Consider the following 15,330-nt stretch of genomic DNA (forward strand, 5'->3'; position numbering starts at 1 on the left):
ATATCGATTAACTGCCTATTTTACGGCAATCACATCAATTTCGATTTGCCCATTGGCAGCAATGTCCTTTGCGGCAAAGGTGGTCCGGGCCGGTTTTCGGGTAAAGTATTGGGTATAAATTTCATTGAAGGCCGAAAAATCCTCGATATTCGCCAAAATGACCGTGCATTTTACCACGTTGTCCAAGGTCATACCATGCTGGGTCAAAACCTCCGAAATATTTTGAATTGCCTGTTGGGTCTCCGCCTGAATCCCTCCGGAAACCAAAGTACGTGTGCTGTGGTCCATACCTATTTGTCCGGCCAAAAAATACAGGTTTCCTGCCTGCACCACATCGCTAAAAGGAGCATTTTGTTTTTTGGGCTCGTGTGATGGGTGAAAAATCAGTTCAGTATCTTCTTGTGCACAAGCGGTTGAGATAGAGCCTCCCAACAGAAAAATCAAAATAACATATCGAAAAGGTTTCATAATCCAGTTTTTAGTTTTGCTTAAAATTACCCTATTTTTATCGGAAATTGAACAGCATGGGCAACAAAGAACAGTTCATCGAACATATTGACCAAGGGTACGCCACCAAAGGTGATTTTATCATCGTGGGCGCCGGAATGCTCGATGGGGAAACCATGACCAACGCATTTGTCAAGATTCCGCTCAAAACCATGAATCGCCACGGACTTATTGCAGGGGCTACGGGTACAGGAAAGACCAAGACCTTGCAGGTATTGGCCGAAAATCTGTCTGACAAAGGAATTCCCGTACTGCTAATGGACCTTAAAGGTGATCTTAGTGGTATAGCCCAACCAAGTCCCGGACACCCCAAAATCGATGAACGCCATGCAAAAATTGGACTCCCGTTCGAAGCCAAGGGGTTTCCTGTTGAAATTTTATCGCTCTCCGAGCAAAATGGTGTCCGCTTACGGGCCACCGTCTCTGAATTTGGACCTGTACTGCTTTCGCGGATTCTCGACCTAAGCGTTACCCAAGAAGGTATTGTTGCCGTGGTATTCAAATATTGTGACGATAACAAGCTGCCGCTTTTAGATCTTAAGGACTTCAAAAAAGTGCTACAGTACGCCACGGGAGAAGGCAAGGATGAGTTTCAAAAAGCATACGGTCGCATTTCCACAAGCTCCACAGGAACTATTTTAAGGAAAATCATTGAATTGGAACAACAGGGTGCCGACCTTTTTTTTGGGGAGAAGTCCTTTGATGTGGACGATTTGGTGCGCATTGATGAAAATGGCAGAGGGTACATCAATATTATCCGTTTGACCGATATTCAAGACCGACCCAAACTATTTTCCACCTTTATGCTAAGTCTTTTAGCAGAGATATACTCCACCTTCCCGGAGCAGGGCGACAGCGAACGCCCCGAGTTGGTATTGTTCATTGATGAGGCCCATTTGATTTTTGACAATGCCAGCAAAGCGCTGCTCGATCAGATTGAAAGCATCGTAAAACTGATACGTTCCAAAGGAATCGGGCTTTATTTTGTGACCCAAAATCCCACCGATGTGCCGGACGATGTGTTGGCTCAATTGGGACTCAAAATCCAACATGCACTGAGGGCTTTTACGGCAAAGGACCGAAAAGCCATCAAACTAACGGCCCAAAATTATCCCATCACGGAATTTTACGATACCGCCGAAGTACTTACCTCTCTAGGTACTGGAGAAGCATTGGTTTCCGCCCTGGACGAAAAAGGCCGACCCACACCATTGGCCGCCACGATGATGCGTGCGCCCATGAGCCGTATGGATATTTTGACGGATAATGAAATTAAAGAGGTGCTGGACAATTCCAAGCTCATCAAAAAATACAACGAGGAAATCGACCGCGAAAGTGCTTACGAAATCCTGACGGAAAAAATTGAAAGGGCCGAAAAAGAGGCCGAGAAAGAAAAAGAAGAAAAAAGAACAACCCGAAGCTCTTCGAGTAGGCGCAGTACCCGTATGAACCCGGTTGTGAAAGTCTTGACCAGTGCCACATTTATACGTGGAGTTCTGGGCGTTCTAAAAAAAGTGATCCGATAGCTAATTATATGAAAAAGAGAAATTGGGCCTTTGCCCTCATCTGTGGTTTGGCCATAATGCAATCGTGCCAAAAGGATACCACATTCCTGATTACCGAAACCAGTGTTGGTCCCTTGACCAATACCTCCAAAGTGAGTGAACTCGAAACCATTTTTGTACAAGATTCCGTTGTGGGAGATGCCGCCCAAATCAATTTGGGGGCTTCACCAAAAAAAGTTGATATTTTTGAAAAAGGTGGTAAACATTTGTTGACCCTTACCGCAAATTCCGACAGTATTCCTACCGTCGAAAATGTTAGGATCATGGATCCGCGCTACACTTCCGAAAAAGGAATCGGACTGAAAAGCACTTTTAAGGATATTCAGGATTCCTACGAAATCAAAAAAATCGTAACCACCCTAAATAGCGTTGTGGTTTTCCCGAAGGGAAGCAACCTTTACTTTACCATCGACAAAGAGGAACTGCCCGAAAGTTTACGTTTTTCTACGGCATCCATTGAAGCCGTGCAGATTCCCGATGAAGCCAAAATCAAATATTTGATGTTGGGCTGGGAGTAGCCCCCAAATTGTTTTAATGAAAAAACTACTGAACAAAGCGATTCCCTTGGTTTATGGGCAATATCTTAACGCCTATACGCTTGTTGCGCCAAAAAAGGGCGCAGAAGCCGCTTTCCATGTTTTTTGTACCGTACGGAAGGGGCGGATATCACCTGAACAGGCAGCTTATTTGGACAACCATAAACTTTCTGTTGAGAAAGTAGCTGGACACAACATCCAATCCTACCACTGGCCGGGGAACAAGGAAACGGTTTTATTGGTCCATGGTTGGGAAAGCAACACCTTCCGGTGGCGCAACCTCATCAAAAAACTAAAGGAAGCGGATTTTAACATTATTGCTTTCGATGCACCGTCGCATGGCTATTCCTCAGGGAAACATCTCTATGTTCCGTTGTACGAAGAGGCACTCAATCATATGGTTAAAAAATACCAGCCGAAACATCTTATCGGACACTCTGTGGGCGGGATGACGATTGTTTACAACCAATATAAAAACCCGAGCGATCAAGTAGAAAAATTGGTCACCATTGGTTCTCCGTCCGAATTCCATGAGATCATGGCCCATTTTCAAGACCTATTAAAGTTCAACAATCGGGTGATGAAACACTTGGATGCGTATGTGCAACAACGTTTTGGTTTTAAAATTGATGAGTTTTCCACTTCTCAATTTGCACGTTCCCTTAGCAAGAAAGGGTTGCTGTTCCATGACAGGTACGACAAGATTACGCCCTACCACGCATCGGTTGCAGTCAACAAAAATTGGCAAGAGAGCCAATTGATAAGTACCGAAGGTCTCGGTCATTCCATGCACCAAGACGATGTAAACGATCAAATTGTATCATTTTTGGAAGCTTGATAAACTTGTCCTAATTTTCAGAAAAAAATAGACCATGCAAAACATAACCCCCTTTCATGTTGCCGTTCCAGTACATAATCTTCAAGAATGCCGAACTTTTTATCGGGATGTTCTCGGTTGTGAAGAAGGCAGAAGTGCGGAACAATGGGTAGATTTTAACTTTTTTGGCCATCAATTTGTCATTCACTACAAGCCCAAATCAGAAGAAGACACCCATACCAACCCTGTTGATGGCAAAAACGTACCGGTGCCGCACTACGGCGTAGTGTTGCCGTGGGATACCTTCCAATCCTTTTCCAAAGAATTGATCGCGAAGGGCATCGATTTTGTAATTGAGCCCTACATTCGGTTCAAAGGGGAACCCGGAGAGCAAGCTACGATGTTCTTTCTAGACCCTGCGGGAAATGCACTGGAGTTTAAGGCATTCAAGGATATGGGGCAATTGTTTGCCAAATGATCTAGGCCAAATTCAATCCCTTTCTGCGGACCCACAAAAAGGCAAAAATCATATTGGGCACCCAGCAAAGCCAAGCAACGATCTTGTAGGCTACTAAGAATTCCCCAAAAATCACGATGAGGATGGGCAACCAAATACGCAATGTTACGGCAGCGAAACAGGCTGCGTAGCTATAAATCATCATACCTTGGTGCAGCGCCAAATCCTTGTTTTTGATGGCGATGTAGGCACGGGTTGTGGTAAAGAGCCAAATCAGGGCAAGGCTACAAAAGCCGACGGAGGACACCCAACCACCTGTGGCATAAAAACCTAAATAGAGTCCACACAAACCGCTCAGGATGGCCGTGACCACATAGACCTTTCCAAGGTTTCGATGGAGTTGCAGCCGTTTGGAGCGTAATTTTTTAATGAACTGGGACCATCCCATCAGCAGGGCTATTCCACCAAAACTGATATGTCCGTAAAAGGCCACTTTCCAAACCGAACTAGCCCTTATTGCATCCGATTTGTTCAGCAACAGACCAAAATCATCGGAAGCAAAAATGTATACCAATGGATACAGGCCAATCCCGATGGCCAGAAAAATAAAAACAATCCATGCTACCTTATTTCTTGTAGTTTGGGCCATACTTCGCTTTTTAGCACGAAGTAAGTTATCGATATTTTGAACACAAAAACAAGAATTTTGATCCTAATTCGTTATAAGTGTATCGATTAGAACATAAAGTCGAACCCAAATCTTATCCGTATGAAGACAATTTTACTTTTGGTCACCCTTATTTTTTCGGCCATGGCCGTATCGAGCTGCACCAATGACGAGGGTGACACCGAATTCGAGTACATCAATCCCGAAGAGGAGCAACAAACAACGCCTTTAAAAACTGAAGTGGAACAGGAAAAGGTAAACTAAACCTTATGAGTGACGCTCTCGTGCGAGCAAGGTGTTCTTGAGCAACATGGCAATGGTCATAGGGCCTACTCCGCCGGGCACGGGTGTGATGTAGGACGCCTTTTTGCTCACTTCTTCGTAATCCACGTCACCAGTGATGTAGTATCCTTTTTCTTTGGTATCATCCGGCACACGGGTAATTCCAACGTCTATGATGGTTACCCCTTCCTTGACCATATCCGCTTTTAAAAACTTGGGAACTCCTAGGGCAGAGATAACAATATCAGCCTGAAGTGTCAACTCTTTAAGGTTTTTTGTCCTGCTATGGGCAAGTGTCACCGTTGAATTCCCTGGATTTCCTTTTTGGCTCATCAAAATACTAATGGGCCGTCCCACAATATGGCTTCTCCCGATAACTACGGTATGCTTACCTTCGGTATCCACCTTATAGCGCTTCAACAACTCCATGATTCCGAACGGGGTTGCCGAAATGAAGGTTTCCATATCCAAGGCCATTTTTCCAAAATTCGTTGGGTGAAATCCATCCACATCCTTATTAGGGTCTACGGCCATCAACACTTTTTCTTCATCAATATGTTTGGGCAGGGGCAATTGGACAATATACCCATCGATTGCAGGGTCATTGTTCAATTGGTTCACTTGCTTTAGCAACTCTTCTTCTGTGGTTTCTTCTGGAAGATGGATTAGGGTGGACTCAAACCCTATTTTTTTACAGGAACGCACCTTACTGCCCACATAAGTGAGGCTCGCACCATCGTTACCCACCAGCACTGCGGCCAAATGGGGTACTTTTTCGCCCCGCTCCTTCATTTGGGCCACCTCAACGGTGATTTCTTCTTTGATTTGGTTTGATATTTTCTTTCCGTCGAGGATTTCCATGGGTTGCTTTGTTGGTTTGTAATGCTAAAAAGGGTTATCTCATGTTTTGCATCATCTGCATCATCTTCTTGCCTCCGCCGCCTTGCATCATCTTCATCATCTTGCTCATTTGGTTGAACTGTTTGAGCAATTGGTTTACTTCTTGAATGGAGGTTCCGCTACCTGTGGCTATTCGTTTTTTACGGCTGGCATTAAGCATGGCGGGGGTTGAGCGTTCCTCTGGGGTCATGGAATGGATAATGGCCTCGATATGTTTGAATGCGTCATCATCAATATCCAATCCTTTCAGGGCTTTTCCCGCTCCGGGAATCATGCCCATCAAATCTTTCATGTTCCCCATTTTTTTGATTTGCTGAATTTGGCTCAGGAAATCATCAAAACCGAACTTATTTTTGGCGATTTTCTTCTGGATTTTGCGCGCTTGTTCTTCATCGAACTGTTCTTGGGCACGCTCCACCAGGGAAACCACATCGCCCATTCCGAGGATACGGTCGGCCATACGCGAGGGATGGAACACATCGATGGCCTCCATTTTTTCACCCGTACCGATAAATTTGATGGGTTTGTCCACCACGGATTTGATGGAAATAGCGGCTCCACCACGGGTATCACCGTCCAATTTGGTAAGGATGACTCCATCAAAATTCAGGACATCGTTAAAGGCCTTGGCCGTGTTAACGGCATCCTGACCTGTCATGGAGTCCACCACGAACAGGGTTTCCTGTGGTTGTATGGCCTTGTGGATGTTGGATATCTCGGTCATCATCTGTTCGTCCACGGCCAATCGACCAGCGGTATCGATGATTACCACATTGCAACCCTTGGTTTTGGCATGGGCGATACCTGCCTTGGCAATGGCCACGGGGTCGTTGTTGTCGCGATCGGAGTAGACCTCCACTCCTATCTGCTCCCCAACCACATGCAACTGGTCTATCGCAGCGGGACGGTACACATCACAGGCCACCAAAAGCGGTTTCTTGGTTTTCTTATTCTTGAGGTAGTTGGCAAGTTTACCGGAAAAAGTGGTCTTACCCGAACCCTGCAAACCTGACATTAGGATTACGGATGGGTTACCGGAAAGGTCTATTCCCTCGGCTTCGCCACCCATCAATTCGGTAAGCTCATCCTTCACCAATTTGACCATAAGCTGGCCCGGTTGAAGGGAAGACAGTACATTTTGTCCCAGTGCCTTCTCTTTGACCGTATTGGTAAATTCCTTGGCTATCTTAAAATTGACATCGGCATCCAGCAAAGCTCGTCGAACTTCCTTAAGGGTCTCTGCCACATTGATTTCGGTAATTTGTCCGTGACCTTTGAGGACGTGTAATGCCTTATCTAACTTTTCGCTTAAATTATCGAACATAAGTTCTTTGTTTTAAAGAGGGACAAATTTAAGAATAATCCAATAGAAAAAGGACGGCTTTGGGGAGAGCCGTCCTTCTTTTGAAAAAAGATTGGGGAAAAATATTTAATTCTTTTCGAAAACCAATTTGTCGGTTCCGCCGTTTCCTCCACTTTCATCGATCAATTCGATTCTCACAGCAGAGTATTTGACAATATCCCAATCGTCCGTCAAATCGGCAAAATCGGCCGGGGCACTAAAAGCAATATTGAAATCCACATCACTATCATCTGGACTGTCATCATCCCCATCATCGTCGGAGTCCGAAATGGACCACGTACCATTGATATCAGTTGTACCATTAGTGGCCACTAGGGTGCCATCGGTATTAAAGGTAAAAGCATAGCCATTAAAATGGTCCGTCTCATCCTTATCATCGAAATAATAGGTAATGGTCCATGACCCACTTGCGGCTATTCCTGTAAGTTCAGTGACCTGGGCTGCCGATATGTTATCAAGGACATCATCAACGTTGTTGTTTTCGCAGCTCACAAAAATCATGAACAATAGAACCGTTGTCAGTTTTAAAATTGAGGTTTTCATATAAAAGTGATTGAATAAAAATTTAGTGTTCTCGTTTTATGCCGGGTTTATGGTTTTTCGAATACCAGGGTATCAATAGTTCCATCGCCACTCTCATCCGTTAGCTCGATACGGGTGGAAGTTATGGAAACTACCTTCCAGTCGTCTGTCAATTCCGATAGGTCGTCCATGGTGTCAAAGTTGATAAAGAACTTTAGTCCTTCTTCGGAGTCTCGTAAAACTCTCCATAGACCTGTGGCCTGTGGATCGGCGTTGATGGAGACCTCAACTTGGTGCATTTCACCAAAATTAAAGTCCATTCCAGCGAAAGAAGCCGTCATATCGGTACTGCCTTCTTTGTAGAGGGCCACATTCCATGGTCCGTCCAAGGCAATTCCTCTGATTTCGACCACATCGCCATCGTCAGCACTATCGTTACACTCTTTCAACAATACCATTTCGTGGTCAGTATCATCGATTTCAAACTCCAATCGGGACTGTAGCATTTTACGAATGGGCCATTCAAAGCTAACTCCGGGTTCGTCTCCAATGGTAATCATTAGGGAAAGTTGCAACTGACTGTTCAAACCAGTTTCCCAGGTACCTTGTTTGGTATCTACCCCGTTGCTCAAGGTTACAGCGCCACCAGCGGCAAATTCAAATTCGTATCCCAAGAGTCTTTCTATTTCCTCACCTTGGTTCTCCACATCCTTAATAATCCATTTACATTCGTTGAGCAGAGCTATAAAAGCCTCCCTGTCGATTGGATTGGAATCCTCCAAATCACATCTCTCTTTCAATATGATCTTGTTCCCATCGTCTTGATAAAGTTTGATTCTGTCATCATCCAATTCGTACACAATAGCGTCGATGGTGAAATCTGGGAAATCTTCAAAGTCAAGGCTCAGCATCACACCATTCTCGGTGCTACTAGTGCTCCATGTTCCCATGATTTCATCTGCGGTAAAGGTGGTGAAGTAAACTGTACCATCTGCGGAGAAGGTCAACAGACGCTCAATATACTGTTCTGTATTGTCCACACTGTTTCGGATGACCTGCCTCACCTGCAATGGGCATTCCAGTAGCAGTTCGTCCAACTCGGATTCTGTAAAGTCGTCGTCGTTATAATCATCGTCATCGTCCTCATCACACTGGTTTTTAGCCATTTCAAGGGCTGCGGCCAAGGCTGCGTTATTTTCGATAACCACTTGGGTGCCGTCAAACTTAATAAGGGTAATGGGAAATTCGATGCTGATCAAATCATCATCATCCAGTTCGTCAAAGAATCGCTTCATATCGCGATCGCTCTCAATGTTCACTTGACCTGACTGTTGATTGTCCACACCAAAGGTGAAGAGTGTAATGGGGTATACAAAATCGATACATTCAATATCGTCATCGTCACCTCCTTCAAGACACTCACGGGCATACTGCTCCAATTGATCTTGATTTTCTATGGTAATTTCACTGAAATCGGAAAGGGTGATGGTAATGGGAAAGAAGATATCAAGAATATCATCGTCGTCGTCCAATTCATCAAAGATTTCTTCTATCAAATCCAAATCTTCCCTAGAATCGATGGTTATTTCCACTCCGTTCACATTTACGGTATATGGAAATTGTACAGCGAAGCAGCTGGCACCATCCACAATGTTGTCATAAGAACCGTCGTTGGAAGAGGTCTTCTGAATCAAATCAGCGGTAGTGGAGCTGGCGGAAATGGTCTCGCTTTGTGTCCCTCCGCCTACTTCTTCATATTCTTCTTGGCAAGCCGTAAAACCAAGAACAAGGATTGCAAGTAATGTACGCAACAAGTTGTTTGTCAACTTTTTCATAACGAATGAATTTTGGGGTTATAATTCAACCTTAAAACAACCCTCTTCCAAAAAACCCTACTTTTTCCTTAAATTTTTCAAATATATTTGACCAACAAACAATTTTCCCGCTATGAGCAACGTCTGCGAGGACCATATTTTCAGTGAAGTGTTCAAGGCCCATTCCAAAACGGTCTTTAATTATATATTTTACAAATTTGGGAACGAAGAAAAGGCCCATGATGCCGTTCAAGAAGCCTTTGTAAAGTTATGGGAGAATTGTGCCAAGGTAAGTCCAGAAAAAGCCAAATCCTTTGTTTACACCGTGGCCAACAATCTTTACCTAAATGTAATCAAAGCGGAAAAGGTAAGGCTCAAACATGCGGACAGCCTGGTTAGGGACCGAACCAACGAGTCGCCCGAATTTTTAATGGAGGAAAAGGAATACCAGAAAAAATTGGACAATGCACTGCATGCCCTTCCAGAAAATCAGCGTACCACTTTTTTGCTCAACCGTATCGATGGAAAAAAATATGCGGAAATCGCCGAAATGGAAGGGGTAAGTGTAAAAGCCATTGAAAAAAGAATGCATTTGGCCCTTAAAAGTTTACGGGAACATATAGACGGAATCTAGCAGGTGATTATTTTTAAGGTGGTAAGGTAGGGTATTTTAATAGGTAGTTGTTATCATAACGTAAAGCATAAGACCCATGCAAGAAAATTATTTGGCAAAATGGTTGAGCGGAGAGCTCTCAGAGCAGGAGCTTCAGGAATTCGAAGCTTCCGAAGCATATGCTTCCTTCCAAAAACTGAAGGAAGCTTCCAGCGGTTTACAGGCTCCCGATTTTGATGTGGACCAAGCCTTGCTCCGTTTTAAGGAAGAGCACATGGCCAAGGCACCTAAGGTCATTTCCTTGAATCCCTTTAGGAAATTCCTCCGGGTTGCTGCCGTTATTGCTATACTACTTACCGGTTCCTACTTTTATATCAACTCCTTGAACGAAAAGGTCACTACTGGTTTTGCCGAACGTTCCGAAGTTATCCTTCCTGACAATTCCGAACTGTTTTTGAATGCGGATTCCCGTATTTCCTACAGTGAAAAGAATTGGGATAATCAAAGAAACATCAAATTGGACGGGGAAGCCTTTTTTAAGGTGGCCAAAGGAAAAAAATTCACGGTTTCCACAGAACAGGGCACCGTAACCGTGTTGGGAACCCAATTCAACGTAGAAAACAGGAAAGGAATCTTTGAGGTGACCTGTTATGAGGGCTTGGTAAGTGTTACCCACAATGGCAAAGAAATAAAGTTGCCTGCTGGTAACTCCTATGTGGTCATCAATGGAAAGCAAGTTACAGGAACTCCCGAAGGAACCCAACCCTCTTGGATGAACAACGAAAGTAGCTTTGAAAGTATTCCCCTGAAATATGTATTTGCCGAGTTGGAAAGGCAATTTGATGTGCAGGTCAACACGGAAAACATCAATACCGATTTACTATTTACCGGATCTTTCAACAACACCGACCTGAATATGGCGTTAAAAAGTATAAGTACCCCCTCCCAAACTCGTTATAAGGTAGAAGGAGACAATGTACTTTTTTATGCTGGGAACACACCTCAATAAAAATATAGGCACCATACTGGTTTTCCTGTTTTTTATGGGCGGCATTTACTTGCAGGCCCAGGAAAAACAAGAACCCTCCGTTTCCCTTATTTCGTACATTCAAACCTTGGAGGACCGTTTTGATATTAAATTTTCCTACTTGAACGAAGATTTGGAAGGTTATGCCATCCAGATTCCCGAAAACCTCAGTTCCCTTACTGATATTCTAACATATATCCAGGATAAATTCCGGATCATCCCCGAAAAATTGAATGATCGTTACTACGCCCTTTCCAAAAATAATCGGGTCAATCTTTGTGGTGTGGTACTGGATAATTTTGCGGAAAATACCGTCATAGGTGCCACGGTGGAGGTGATGGGCTTCAATGTCGCCATTGTTACCGATTCCGATGGCTCATTCCGTTTGGAAAACGTATCCCGCGATGCCTCCCTAAGGATTCGATACTTGGGCTATGATACCAAATACATCAATGTTGAAGCGATCATCCAGCAAGGGGGATGTCCTAAAATCCTGTTGTCACCGCGTTACGAAGAGTTGGACGAGGTATTTGTGTACAAGTATCTTACCTCTGGAATTATAAAGGAGAGTGATGCGAGCATCTCACTGAACACGGCGGAGTTTGGTATCCTGCCCGGCTTGATAGAACCGGACATCCTTCAAACTGTACAAGCATTGCCAGGCATCAAAAGTATTGATGAGACCGTATCCGACATCAATGTTCGCGGAGGAACCAACGACCAGAACCTCGTACTGTGGAACGGCATCAAAATGTACCAATCCGGTCATTTTTTTGGGTTGATTTCCGCCTTCAATCCATATCAAACGGATAGGGTGACCGTATACAAAAACGGAACCCCTGCCATTTTTGGGGATGGGGTAAGCAGTGTGATCCAAATGGAAACCGGCAATACCGTGCCCCAAACCTTTAAAGGTGGAGGTGGTTTCAACTTGATAAGTGGTGATATTTATGCCGAAATCCCAATAACCCAAAAATTGGGAGTACAGTTCGCCGCAAGACGTTCGGCTACCGATTTTTTGAGTACTCCAACCTACAAGCAATTTATCAATAGGGCCTTTCAGGATAGTGAGATTACCTTGCAGAACAACAACACCGTAGAGGATGAGTTTACCCGTGACGAGGATTTTTTCTTTTATGACTTTTCAGGAAAGATTATTTACGACCTGAATCCAGACCATAAAATTAGCCTCAGTGCCATCCAAATCAAAAACAACTTAAGGTTTGAAGAAACCAACGTGTCTCTCAACGAAACGAACATCAGTCTGTTGAAACAGGATAACATTTCGGTGGGTGGGCAATTGACAAGTAGCTGGACCGAAAGATTTTCCTCCCATCTCAATATCTACTATTCCAAGTATGATCTGGATGCGGAGAACATTTTTGCCAACCAAGTACAGCAGTTGTTCCAGAACAACCAAGTAACGGAAAACGCACTAAAATTGGACACCAGATATCTTATCACCGATGGATGGAGCTGGAGCAATGGTTACCAATATATCGAAACGGGAATTACCAATGCCACGGTTATCAACGAGCCTAATTTTATCAGCGAAATAAAAGGTGTCATACGAACGCATGCTCCCTATTCGGAACTCAACTACAGTTCACCCGGCAACAAGTTTATAGGTGGTCTCGGGGCCAGGGTCAACTTTATCGAGAACTTGAACACCTTTCAAAAAGTGATTATCGAACCCAGACTCAACCTCAATTTTAAACTGGCCAACTATCTTAGAGCTGAGGTTTTGGGTGAATTCAAAAGCCAGACCACTAACCAGATCATTGATTTGGAGCAAAACTTTTTAGGAATTGAAAAACGCAGGTGGATACTTTCCAACGACAATTCTTTGCCCGTTACCACCAGTAAGCAGGGCTCAGTTGGGTTCAATTACGAAAAAAATAACCTTTACATCGGCGTTGAAGGGTTTTACAAACATGTGGATGGCATCAGCACGAGCACCCAAGGTTTCCAAAATCCCAATCAATTTGCCGGGGAGATCGGCAGCTATGATGTAAAAGGAGTTGAATTGCTCATCAACAAAAAAGGGGACAATTACAGTACTTGGTTCACCTATGCCTACAATAAAAACGATTACACTTTCGATTCCATAACACCTCCAACTTTCCCCAACAATTTGGACATTCGACACACCATAACCCTTGCCAGCACCTATACCTATAAAGATTTAAAGTTAAGTATTGGACTCAATTATAGGACCGGTAAACCCTTTACGGAACCCGTTGAGGGGGATGAGGGCCTAAATAATGACTTTGTGCCGCCCCGCATCAATTTCCAGTCCCCGAACAATAGCCGTTTGCCCAACTATTTTAGGGCGGATGCCTCAGCCATTTACCATTTTCAGCTTGCTAGGAACATCAAGGCCAATGCGGGCTTATCCATCTTAAATTTTACGGACCGAAGAAACAGCCTCAATAAATATTATCGGGTGAATGAGGACGATGAAATCGAAACCATTGAAAATTTTTCATTGGGCATTACTCCCAACATCAGTTTCAGGGTGAGCTTTTAGGTACTCCTCAATTTTTGTCATCACCAACACATGGGGAACCGTAATCGAGGCCAAAAAGCAAATCAAACCAGGGACCAAAATTTCCTCAGTGTTCCTTAATAAAAGGTATAAGATTAAAGTTCCTAGCAAAGAAGCCAACCAATAGAGGTAGCTGCTCTTGAAATAACGGTAGAACGATTTCCAGCTCACTTCCCCATAAAGAAATTTCATCTGATCCATTAAAGAGGGAATGCTGTGCCAAACCACAAAATAGATGCAAAAGGCCAGCAACAACGAGGCGGTATTGAAGACAACATAAAAAACTGCCAATAGGAACAGCTCCAGCAAAATGGAATAGGTCCTTAACCTGGCAGAGGCAAAATACAGGAAAAACAAGCCAACCCCTATCCCCATCCCGAGAAATAGTTGACCAATTACCCGCGAGGGAACATCCCGTCCGGTAATATCCAATACTATCTGGACCACTTGTTCGCGGTGCGCATGGAACAGCATAAATAAAATCAGTCCACCATAAAGTAGATAAAACAACGGCTTGCCTTTAAAGTTTCCGGCCAAGGTGGTATTCCAATGCTGTTCCCCAAAATGATAGCTGCTAAACAGGATAAAGAGCATTAGGGCGATGGTGGGGAAAAAATAAAATACGGCGCAGATGGATGCTATCATTATAATATAAAGCATGGTCATGCCCGTTTGTGGGATATTGGCCCCTCTTTTTTGAAAATAGCTGGTCAGCACACCAATATCATTTGCGCCATGTAATATCCCGAAGGTACCGATAAGCAAAAAGGATAAGAGCAGCTCCAATTCCAAGGACAAATATACCGATAGCCATAACCCAAAAAAGGTGGCTACCAGCAAAAAACTTGTTGTTCTGATAATATCCAATACTCTTTGTTTAATTATTTATAAAAAAAGTTATACAAAAATATAAATATATTGTTTAATTTTTTATACTTTTAGTTAAACAAAAAATAATTGTATTATGGAAAGTTTAATTACTTCGTTACCCATGGTGGCTAAAATTGCTACCAATGATTACGTTGGCTTCACCTTCTTTGTTGGGTGTATGGCCATGATGGCCGCATCGGCCTTCTTCTTTTTGTCAATGAACAGTTTTGACCGTAAATGGAGAACTTCCATTTTAGTATCAGGATTAATTACGTTCATTGCTGCAGTGCACTATTGGTACATGCGTGATTATTGGGCAGCCAATGGTGAATCGCCCACCTTTTTCCGTTATGTGGACTGGATTCTGACAGTTCCCCTAATGTGCGTTGAGTTTTATTTGATCCTAAAAGTAGCTGGTGCCAAGAAAGCGTTGATGTGGAAATTGATCGCGCTATCCGTAATCATGCTGGTTACAGGTTACCTAGGAGAGACCGTTTACCGTGACCAAGCACAGATTTGGGGTCTTATTTCCGGTATCGCTTACTTTGTAATCGTTTATGAAATTTGGCTGGGAGGCGCCAACAAATTGGCAAGAGAAGCTGGAGGCGCTGTACTTTCCGCCCACAGAACACTTTGCTGGTTCGTATTAGTAGGTTGGGCCATTTATCCGATTGGGTATATGGCAGGTACTCCAGGATGGTACGACGGTATTTTCAATGGACTATCCATGGATGTTATCTACAACATCGGAGATGCCATTAACAAAATTGGGTTTGGCCTTGTAGTTTATAATTTGGCGGTGATCGCCAACGAAAAGGCTTAATCCGATATCATTTTACTTA

16 protein-coding genes are annotated in these 15,330 nt (G+C 43.7%); 9 read left to right on the forward strand and 7 right to left on the reverse strand.

The features are described 5' to 3' along the window. Window positions 1-15 precede the first annotated feature (15 nt). Complete coding sequence (locus GGE08_RS08395; protein WP_179384443.1) at window positions 16-468, reverse strand: RidA family protein; 453 nt, start codon at window positions 466-468, stop codon at window positions 16-18. Window positions 469-524: 56 nt separating this feature from the next. Between GGE08_RS08395 and GGE08_RS08400 the strand changes: the two genes are divergently transcribed. The 4 genes from GGE08_RS08400 to GGE08_RS08415 are packed head-to-tail and all read left to right on the forward strand — an operon-like array spanning window position 525 to window position 3,903. Beyond that, entirely contained in the window at window positions 525-2,033 is a 1,509-nt protein-coding gene (locus tag GGE08_RS08400; RefSeq protein ID WP_179384444.1) for a helicase HerA-like domain-containing protein, read from the forward strand. Between the two features lie 8 nt (window positions 2,034-2,041). Then, window positions 2,042-2,590: a hypothetical protein gene (locus tag GGE08_RS08405; RefSeq protein ID WP_179384445.1), complete on the forward strand. Its 549-nt coding sequence runs from the start codon at window positions 2,042-2,044 to the stop codon at window positions 2,588-2,590. Between the two features lie 16 nt (window positions 2,591-2,606). Continuing rightward, window positions 2,607-3,446 (forward strand): alpha/beta fold hydrolase, encoded by an 840-nt coding sequence (locus GGE08_RS08410; RefSeq protein ID WP_179384446.1) that lies wholly within the window; start codon window positions 2,607-2,609, stop codon window positions 3,444-3,446. Between the two features lie 34 nt (window positions 3,447-3,480). Next, on the forward strand, window positions 3,481-3,903 hold the full coding sequence (locus GGE08_RS08415; protein ID WP_179384447.1) for a VOC family protein: 423 nt from the start codon (window positions 3,481-3,483) through the stop codon (window positions 3,901-3,903). Between the two features lies 1 nt (window position 3,904). On the opposite strand, the gene GGE08_RS08420 is transcribed toward GGE08_RS08415, so the two are convergent. After that, a complete protein-coding gene (locus GGE08_RS08420) occupies window positions 3,905-4,531 on the reverse strand; it encodes a DUF2306 domain-containing protein (protein ID WP_179384448.1) in 627 nt (208 codons plus the stop codon). A gap of 120 nt (window positions 4,532-4,651) precedes the next feature. Between GGE08_RS08420 and GGE08_RS08425 the strand changes: the two genes are divergently transcribed. Then, entirely contained in the window at window positions 4,652-4,813 is a 162-nt protein-coding gene (locus GGE08_RS08425; protein WP_179384449.1) for a hypothetical protein, read from the forward strand. A 3-nt stretch (window positions 4,814-4,816) separates the two neighbouring features. Here the strand turns inward: GGE08_RS08425 and folD are convergent, their stop codons facing one another. The 4 genes from folD to GGE08_RS08445 all read right to left on the reverse strand — a co-directional run bounded on the left by folD (window position 4,817) and on the right by GGE08_RS08445 (window position 9,451). Then, a complete protein-coding gene (gene folD, locus GGE08_RS08430; RefSeq protein WP_179384450.1) occupies window positions 4,817-5,692 on the reverse strand; it encodes a bifunctional methylenetetrahydrofolate dehydrogenase/methenyltetrahydrofolate cyclohydrolase FolD in 876 nt (291 codons plus the stop codon). Window positions 5,693-5,726: 34 nt separating this feature from the next. Continuing rightward, entirely contained in the window at window positions 5,727-7,055 is a 1,329-nt protein-coding gene (gene ffh / locus GGE08_RS08435) for a signal recognition particle protein (protein ID WP_179384451.1), read from the reverse strand. Window positions 7,056-7,160: 105 nt separating this feature from the next. Beyond that, window positions 7,161-7,637 carry a hypothetical protein gene (locus GGE08_RS08440; RefSeq protein WP_218847514.1) on the reverse strand — a complete coding sequence of 159 codons (477 nt, stop codon included), beginning with the start codon at window positions 7,635-7,637 and terminating at the stop codon, window positions 7,161-7,163. A gap of 47 nt (window positions 7,638-7,684) precedes the next feature. After that, window positions 7,685-9,451, reverse strand: coding sequence for a hypothetical protein (locus GGE08_RS08445; RefSeq protein WP_179384452.1), 1,767 nt, complete (start codon window positions 9,449-9,451; stop codon window positions 7,685-7,687). 112 nt (window positions 9,452-9,563) lie between these two features. Here GGE08_RS08445 and GGE08_RS08450 point away from each other — a divergent pair, with 112 nt between their 5' ends. The 3 genes from GGE08_RS08450 (at window position 9,564) to GGE08_RS08460 (ending at window position 13,600) form a co-directional block, all read left to right on the forward strand. Continuing rightward, window positions 9,564-10,064: an RNA polymerase sigma factor gene (locus tag GGE08_RS08450; protein ID WP_179384453.1), complete on the forward strand. Its 501-nt coding sequence runs from the start codon at window positions 9,564-9,566 to the stop codon at window positions 10,062-10,064. A 76-nt stretch (window positions 10,065-10,140) separates the two neighbouring features. Then, window positions 10,141-11,052: a FecR family protein gene (locus GGE08_RS08455; RefSeq protein WP_179384454.1), complete on the forward strand. Its 912-nt coding sequence runs from the start codon at window positions 10,141-10,143 to the stop codon at window positions 11,050-11,052. Further along, window positions 11,030-13,600, forward strand: coding sequence for a carboxypeptidase-like regulatory domain-containing protein (locus GGE08_RS08460; protein WP_179384455.1), 2,571 nt, complete (start codon window positions 11,030-11,032; stop codon window positions 13,598-13,600). The genes GGE08_RS08455 and GGE08_RS08460 overlap by 23 nt, the downstream gene beginning before the upstream one ends. Here GGE08_RS08460 and GGE08_RS08465 read toward each other — a convergent pair. Next, the gene (locus tag GGE08_RS08465; RefSeq protein WP_179384456.1) at window positions 13,556-14,485 is read right to left on the reverse strand and encodes a Brp/Blh family beta-carotene 15,15'-dioxygenase; all 930 of its coding nucleotides are present in this window, start codon (window positions 14,483-14,485) and stop codon (window positions 13,556-13,558) included. The two genes, GGE08_RS08460 and GGE08_RS08465, sit on opposite strands and share 45 nt — an antisense overlap. Window positions 14,486-14,582: 97 nt before the next feature. Here GGE08_RS08465 and GGE08_RS08470 point away from each other — a divergent pair, with 97 nt between their 5' ends. Then, a complete protein-coding gene (locus GGE08_RS08470) occupies window positions 14,583-15,311 on the forward strand; it encodes a bacteriorhodopsin-like (RefSeq protein ID WP_179384457.1) in 729 nt (242 codons plus the stop codon). Window positions 15,312-15,330 lie beyond the last annotated feature (19 nt).

This window comes from Allomuricauda sp. ARW1Y1, assembly GCF_013407935.1.
GTDB lineage: Bacteria > Bacteroidota > Bacteroidia > Flavobacteriales > Flavobacteriaceae > Flagellimonas.

What these genes read in the sequence shown, in the direction of transcription:
- GGE08_RS08395 (WP_179384443.1), bottom strand. Translation starts at nt 468, where the DNA reads ATGAAACCTTTTCGATATGTTATTTTGATTTTTCTGTTGGGAGGCTCT.
- GGE08_RS08400 (WP_179384444.1), top strand. Translation starts at nt 525, where the DNA reads ATGGGCAACAAAGAACAGTTCATCGAACATATTGACCAAGGGTACGCC.
- GGE08_RS08405 (WP_179384445.1), top strand. Translation starts at nt 2,042, where the DNA reads ATGAAAAAGAGAAATTGGGCCTTTGCCCTCATCTGTGGTTTGGCCATA.
- GGE08_RS08410 (WP_179384446.1), top strand. Translation starts at nt 2,607, where the DNA reads ATGAAAAAACTACTGAACAAAGCGATTCCCTTGGTTTATGGGCAATAT.
- GGE08_RS08415 (WP_179384447.1), top strand. Translation starts at nt 3,481, where the DNA reads ATGCAAAACATAACCCCCTTTCATGTTGCCGTTCCAGTACATAATCTT.
- GGE08_RS08420 (WP_179384448.1), bottom strand. Translation starts at nt 4,531, where the DNA reads ATGGCCCAAACTACAAGAAATAAGGTAGCATGGATTGTTTTTATTTTT.
- GGE08_RS08425 (WP_179384449.1), top strand. Translation starts at nt 4,652, where the DNA reads ATGAAGACAATTTTACTTTTGGTCACCCTTATTTTTTCGGCCATGGCC.
- folD (WP_179384450.1), bottom strand. Translation starts at nt 5,692, where the DNA reads ATGGAAATCCTCGACGGAAAGAAAATATCAAACCAAATCAAAGAAGAA.
- ffh (WP_179384451.1), bottom strand. Translation starts at nt 7,055, where the DNA reads ATGTTCGATAATTTAAGCGAAAAGTTAGATAAGGCATTACACGTCCTC.
- GGE08_RS08440 (WP_218847514.1), bottom strand. Translation starts at nt 7,637, where the DNA reads ATGAAAACCTCAATTTTAAAACTGACAACGGTTCTATTGTTCATGATT.
- GGE08_RS08445 (WP_179384452.1), bottom strand. Translation starts at nt 9,451, where the DNA reads ATGAAAAAGTTGACAAACAACTTGTTGCGTACATTACTTGCAATCCTT.
- GGE08_RS08450 (WP_179384453.1), top strand. Translation starts at nt 9,564, where the DNA reads ATGAGCAACGTCTGCGAGGACCATATTTTCAGTGAAGTGTTCAAGGCC.
- GGE08_RS08455 (WP_179384454.1), top strand. Translation starts at nt 10,141, where the DNA reads ATGCAAGAAAATTATTTGGCAAAATGGTTGAGCGGAGAGCTCTCAGAG.
- GGE08_RS08460 (WP_179384455.1), top strand. Translation starts at nt 11,030, where the DNA reads ATGCTGGGAACACACCTCAATAAAAATATAGGCACCATACTGGTTTTC.
- GGE08_RS08470 (WP_179384457.1), top strand. Translation starts at nt 14,583, where the DNA reads ATGGAAAGTTTAATTACTTCGTTACCCATGGTGGCTAAAATTGCTACC.